The following is a 6,001-nucleotide window of genomic DNA, read 5'->3' on the forward strand; positions in this document are numbered from 1 at the left end:
GACCCGGGGCTGACCGAGCGGGCCCGCGGGCTGCGCCGGGCCCAGCTGCGGCGCGCCGTGGTCACCCTGGCCTGCGCCGCGGTGCTGCTGTTCGGGCTGCCGGTGCTGCTGCGGCTCGCGCCGGATCTGGCCCAGTGGCGGGTCGGGGGGCTCCCGCTGGGCTGGATCGCGGTCGCCTGGCTCCCGTACCCGCTGCTCGGCGGGCTGGCGTGGTGGCATCTGCGCCGGGCCGAACGCGCGGAACGCCCGTGACGGCCGCCGCGGTCGTCGCCCTGCTGCTGGTCACGGTGCTGATCGGGGCACGTGGCGTCGCGGCGATGCGCACCACCTCGGACTTCCTCGTCGCGTCCCGGCGGACCTCGCCGATGCTCAACGCAGCCGCGGTCTCCGGGGAGTACCTGTCGGCGGCGTCGTTCCTCGGCGTCGCCGGGCTGGTGATCAAGGAGGGCACGGGGGCGCTCTGGTACCCGGTCGGGTTCGCCGCGGGCTACCTGCTGATGCTCGCGCTGGTCGCCGCGCCGATGCGCCGCTCCGGGGCACTGACCGTGCCCGGGTTCGCCGAGGCCCGCCTCGGGTCGCGGTCGCTGCGCCGGTTCTGCGCGGTGGTCGTCGTGGTGATCGCGGTGCTCTACCTGGTGCCGCAGATCGTCGCGGCCGGGCAGCTGCTCACGCTGGTGTCGGGCGTCGACTACTGGGTCGGGGTCGTGGTGTCCGGGCTCGCCGTCGGCCTGACCCTGGCGCTGGGCGGGATGCGCGCCGCCACCTACGTGCAGGCGTTCCAGTTCGCGCTCAAGCTCCTGCTGTTCGCCGGGCCCGCGATCTGGCTGCTGCTGCTCGCCGGGCCGCAGCTGCGCGCCGACATGGTCGCCCCGCCGGAGTTCACCCGGTTCACCGCCGAGACCCCGGTGGACTTCCGGCTCGACACCGAGCTCGTGCTGACCGAGCCGACCGTCGTGGTCGTCGACGGGATGCCGGTCCCGCTCACCCCCGGCCCGCACCACGCCGCCGCCGACGCCGTCTGGGTCTTCCCCGACGGTGCCGCCGTGCCCGAGCTGGGCGGCGACGGGGCGTCGCTGCCGGTGCCCGGCGGCGCCGAGTGGGCACTGCCGCTGCTCGGCACCGCCGATACCTCGCCGCTGCTGACGACCTGGTCGGTGCTGGTCGCGACAGCGCTGGGGACGATGGGTCTGCCGCACATCATCGTGCGCTTCCACACCAGTCCGGACGGGCGCGGCGCCCGGCGCACCGCGGCGATCACCGTCGCGATGCTCGGCGCGTTCTACCTGTTCCCGATCGTCTACGGGCTGCTCGGGACGGTGCTCACCCCCGAGCTGTACCTGTCGCAGGGCACCGACACCGCGATCGTCACGCTGCCCGGCCGGGTCACCGGCGGCGGCACCGCGGCGGCCCTGACCGCGATGCTCACCGCGGGGGCGTTCGCCGCGTTCCTGGCCACCTCGCTCGGGCTGCTGCTCGCGCTGTCCGGGGCGCTCGCCCACGACCTCATGCCCTCGGGGCTGCGCCGGCTGCGGCTGACCGCGCTGGCCGCGTCGGCGGCCGTCGTACCGGCGGCGCTGCTGATGGTGCGCGTCGACGTCAGCGCGGCGGTGACCTCGGCGTTCACCGTCGCGGCGTCGACGTTCTGCCCGCTGCTGGTGCTCGGCCTGTGGTGGAAGGGGCTGACCGCGCGCGGCGCGTACGCAGGGATGGTCACCGGGCTGCTCGCGACGGTCGGGTCGATGGCGCTGGGCGCCGCGCTCGGGCTCGGCGGGACGGCGGGCATGCTGCTCGCCCAGCCCGCGCTGTGGTCGGTGCCCTGCGCGTTCCTCGTCATGATCGCCGTGTCACTGGGCGATCACGTTCCGTCGGACGCGGAAGCTACGATGCTGCGGCTCCATCTGGCCGATCGGGAGTGAGCGCTTTAGCGTAGCGGCGACATCGGAGTCAAGACCGCTCGTCGTTCGGTGCCGCGCTCGATCGTCCGGTCGTCGGCCGCTTGCATCTTGGGCCGCTCGGAGCGTGCGTGTGGGGTTCCGCACACGGCCCGAAGGCCCTTTCCTGGGTCCGGTCCCGTGGCCGTGCGTGGCTTGTGCAAGGAGGCATACGTGAGTACGACCGAGTCCGACGAGCAGCCCGGCGGTCCGACGCCGGGAACTCCCGACTGGGCCGCCGCACAGGCGAGCCCCGACTTCCAGGAGCTGCGCAGGCGTCTGCGCGGGTTCGTCTTCCCGGTCACCGCCGGGTTCCTGGCCTGGTACCTGCTGTACGTGCTGCTCGCGACGTTCGCGACGGACTTCATGGCGATCCCGGTGCTGGGCAACATCAACCTGGGTCTGGTCCTCGGGTTGCTGCAGTTCGTGTCCACCTTCGCGATCACCGTGGTCTACATCCGCTTCGCCGGCCGTGTGCTCGACCCGCTGTCGTCGAAGCTCCGCGGAGAGATCGAGGGAACCCGATGAGCCCGACCGTCCTGGCGGCGACCGCGGACAGCAACCCGGCGCTGAACATCTCCATCTTCCTGGCGTTCGTGATCGTGACGCTGGGGATCGTCTTCTACGTCAACAGTCGGCAGGCGAGGAAGACCGCCGCCGACTTCTACACCGCGGGCGGGGGTTTCTCCGGCACCCAGAACGGGTTCGCGATCGCCGGTGACTACCTCTCGGCGGCGTCGTTCCTGGGCATCGCCGGCGCCATCGCGATCAACGGCTACGACGGCTTCCTCTACTCGATCGGCTTCCTGGTCGCGTGGCTGGTCGCGCTGCTGCTGGTCGCGGAGCTGCTGCGCAATACCGGCCGTTTCACCATGGGCGACGTCCTGGCGTTCCGGATGAAGCAGCGCCCGATCCGCGCCGCGGCGGCCACCTCCACCCTGGCGGTGTCGTTCTTCTACCTGCTCGCGCAGATGGCCGGTGCCGGTGCACTGGTCTCGCTGCTGCTCGGCATCTCGGGCGGGTTCGCCCAGGGCGTCGTGATCGCCGTCGTCGGCGTCGTGATGATCGCCTACGTCCTCATCGGCGGCATGCGCGGCACCACCTGGGTCCAGATGATCAAGGCGGTGCTGCTCATCGTGGGCGCGCTGGTCATGACGATCTGGGCACTGGCGCTGTTCGGCTTCAACTTCTCGTCGATCATGCAGGCCGCCGCGGACGGCTCCCCCAAGGGCGAGGGCCTGTTCGCCCCCGGCCAGCAGTACGGCGCGTCGCTGACCTCGAAGATCGACTTCATCTCGCTCGGCATCGCCCTGGTGCTCGGCACCGCGGGCCTGCCGCACGTGCTGATGCGCTTCTACACCGTGCCCACGGCCAAGGAGGCCCGCCGCTCGGTCGAGGTCGCGATCTGGCTGATCGGCCTGTTCTACCTGTTCACGCTGGTCATCGGCTTCGCGGCCGGTGCGCTGGTCGGGCCGGAGGCGATCCAGGCCGCGCCGGGCAAGGTGAACTCGGCCGCGCCGCTGCTCGCCGCAGCCCTCGGCGGACCGGTGCTGCTCGGCATCATCGCCGCGATCGCGTTCGCGACGATCCTGGCGGTCGTCGCCGGGCTGACGATCACCGCGTCGGCGTCGTTCGCGCACGACGTCTACATCAACGTGATCAAGCGGGGCGAGGTCGAGGACACCGAGGCCACCCAGGTCCGGGTCGCCCGGCGGACCGCGATCGTGATCGGCGTGGTCGCGATCGTCGGTGGCATCCTCGCGAAGGACCAGAACGTCGCGTTCCTCGTGGCGCTGGCCTTCGCGGTGGCGGCGTCGGCGAACCTGCCGACGATCCTGTACTCGCTGTTCTGGAAGCGGTTCAACACCACCGGCGGCCTGTTCTCGATCTACGGCGGTCTGATCAGCACCCTGGTGCTGATCGTCTTCTCGCCGGTGGTGTCGGGCGCCGAGACGTCGATCTTCTCGGGTGTGGACTTCGCCTGGTTCCCGCTGGCCAACCCCGGCCTGGTCTCGATCCCGCTGTCGTTCCTGCTCGGCGTGGTCGGGACCTACATCGGGCAGAAGCGCCACGACGGCAGCAAGTACGCCGAGATGGAGGTCCGGTCCCTGACCGGTGCCGGCATCGCCAAGGCCGAGGCGCACTGACCGCAGGCCACCCCCACGCGGAGAGCCCGCGTCCCCGTCCCCGGGGGCGCGGGCTCTCCGCGTCCTGCGGCTACACCTCGGCGGCGGAGACGGTCGGCACCCCGGCGACGAGGTCGTGCAGCGCGCGGGCGTCGAGCAGGTCCGCCGGGCGCAGGGTGACGCCGTCGCGGACGTAGTGGAACGCCGCCCGCACCCGGTCCGGCTCGACGCCCTGCAGTGCCGCCCATGCCAGCCGGTACGCGGCGAGCTGCACCCCGACCGCCTGCCTGCGGTCCTCGGCGGGCAGGCGACCGGTCTTCCAGTCCACGACCGTCCAGCCGCCGTCGGGGTCGGCGAACACCGCGTCCATCCGGCCGCGCACGGCGACCCCGGCCAGCACCGTCTCGAACGACACCTCGACGTCGACGGGCCGCCGGTCCGCCCACTCCGACGCCTCGAACGCGGCCTGCAGCTCGGCGAGCTCGGTCGCATCGGCCTCCGAGGAGACCGACTCGTCGGCGGCGCCGGGCAGCTCGTCGATGTCCAGCAGGCGTTCCGCGCCGAAGCGCTGTTCCAGCCAGGCGTGGAACGCGGTGCCGCGGCGGGCGTGCTGGTCGGGCGGCATCGGCACCGGACGGCGCAGCCGCACGGCGAGCGCGTCCGGGTCGTCGGCGAGCTCGACGAGCCGGCTCACCGACAGCCGCCCGGGCAGCGACACCGTGGGCCGCTGCGCGGCGGCGGCCCGCTCCGCGAGCAGGACGTCGACGTCGGCGGCCCAGCCCTCGGGATCACCCTCGGCGTCGACCACGCCGGCCCCGGGCTCCGCGTCGGGAGCCGCCGGCAGCTCCAGTGCGAGCTGGTCGGCGGGCGCGGCGCGGCGCGGCCGCTTCGGGCGCCGGGCCCGCAGCGCGGTACGGACCAGGTCGGCCCCGGAGCGCACGTCGTCGGCGCGGTCGCCGAACGGGTCCGGCGGCCACTGCGCGGTCCGTTCGACGCCCAGCGCCGGGTTGCCGGTGTCCAGCTCGGGCGGCGGTGCCCACTGCTCCAGCACACCGACCTCGGAGCCGCCGGGGCCCTCCAGGATCTCGGCGAGCTCGGTCAGGAACACCGACGGTTCCTTCGGCTTCTCCCCCGTCGCGGGCCAGCGGTGCCCGGACACCAGCAGCACCCGTTCGGACCGGGTGAGCGCGACGTAGAACAGCCGGCGTTCCTCGGCGAGGCGGCGCTCGTCGAGGGCGTCGTCGTGGTCGTCGAGCGCGGTCTCGACCTGTTTGCGGTCGGCGCCGGGCGGGGGCAGGTGCAGGCCGGGCAGGTCGTCGGCGTCGCCGCGCAGCGGGACCGGCAACGCGGCCGGGTCCTTCAGCCAGGAGCCGGACATCTTCCGGCCGGGGAAGACCTGCGCGACCAGGTGCGGGACGGCGACGACCTCCCACTCCAGCCCCTTCGCCGCGTGCACGGTGAGGATCTGCACCCGGTCCGGCGCGACCTCCACCTCGCCGGGGGTCAGCCCCTCCTCGGCCTGCTCGGCGGTCTCCAGATAGTCGAGCAGACCCGGTAGCGACGGCACGTCCGCACCGGCGGCGAAGTCCGCGACGACGTCGGCGAACGCGTCGAGGTGCGCCCGGCCGGTGGGGCCGGGGCGGGCCATCGTCTCGACGTCGAGGAGCAAGGTCCGCTCGACGTCGGCCACCAGGTCGGTCAGCGGGGCCGCGGTGCGGGCGCGCAGCTGGGCGAGCTCACGGCCGATCCGCCGGATCCGGTCGAACCCGGCCGGGGAGTAGCGCTCCGGGCCACCCGGGTCGTCGAGGGCGTCGACGAGACCGGCCTGCTCGGCCTGCTCGCCGGGCAGTGCACCGAGGGCCAGGTCGGCGGCCGACAGCGGCCCGGGGCGGGCCGGGCGGTGCGGGACGAGCTCGCGGGCGCGCTGCCACAGCGCGGCCAGGT

At 73.5% G+C, this 6,001-nt stretch carries 5 protein-coding genes; 4 read left to right on the forward strand and 1 reads right to left on the reverse strand.

The window, feature by feature from the left end:
* The 4 genes from GTW08_RS29710 to GTW08_RS29725 form a co-directional block, all read left to right on the forward strand.
* On the forward strand, window positions 1-252 hold a 252-nt coding region (locus GTW08_RS29710; RefSeq protein ID WP_346009994.1), incomplete at its 5' end, for a hypothetical protein.
* Window positions 249-1,916: a cation acetate symporter gene (locus tag GTW08_RS29715; protein WP_073578337.1), complete on the forward strand. Its 1,668-nt coding sequence runs from the start codon at window positions 249-251 to the stop codon at window positions 1,914-1,916. The genes GTW08_RS29710 and GTW08_RS29715, both read left to right, overlap by 4 nt.
* A gap of 189 nt (window positions 1,917-2,105) precedes the next feature.
* Entirely contained in the window at window positions 2,106-2,459 is a 354-nt protein-coding gene (locus tag GTW08_RS29720; RefSeq protein WP_073578336.1) for a DUF485 domain-containing protein, read from the forward strand.
* Window positions 2,456-4,078, forward strand: coding sequence for a cation acetate symporter (locus GTW08_RS29725; RefSeq protein WP_073578335.1), 1,623 nt, complete (start codon window positions 2,456-2,458; stop codon window positions 4,076-4,078). Before GTW08_RS29720 ends, GTW08_RS29725 begins: the two co-directional genes overlap by 4 nt.
* 70 nt (window positions 4,079-4,148) lie before the next feature.
* Here the strand turns inward: GTW08_RS29725 and GTW08_RS29730 are convergent.
* Window positions 4,149-6,001: PD-(D/E)XK nuclease family protein (locus tag GTW08_RS29730; protein ID WP_202417889.1), on the reverse strand; the 1,853-nt coding region annotated here is incomplete at its 5' end.

The sequence above is a fragment of the Pseudonocardia sp. SID8383 genome (assembly GCF_009864975.1).
Taxonomy (GTDB): domain Bacteria; phylum Actinomycetota; class Actinomycetes; order Mycobacteriales; family Pseudonocardiaceae; genus Pseudonocardia; species Pseudonocardia alni.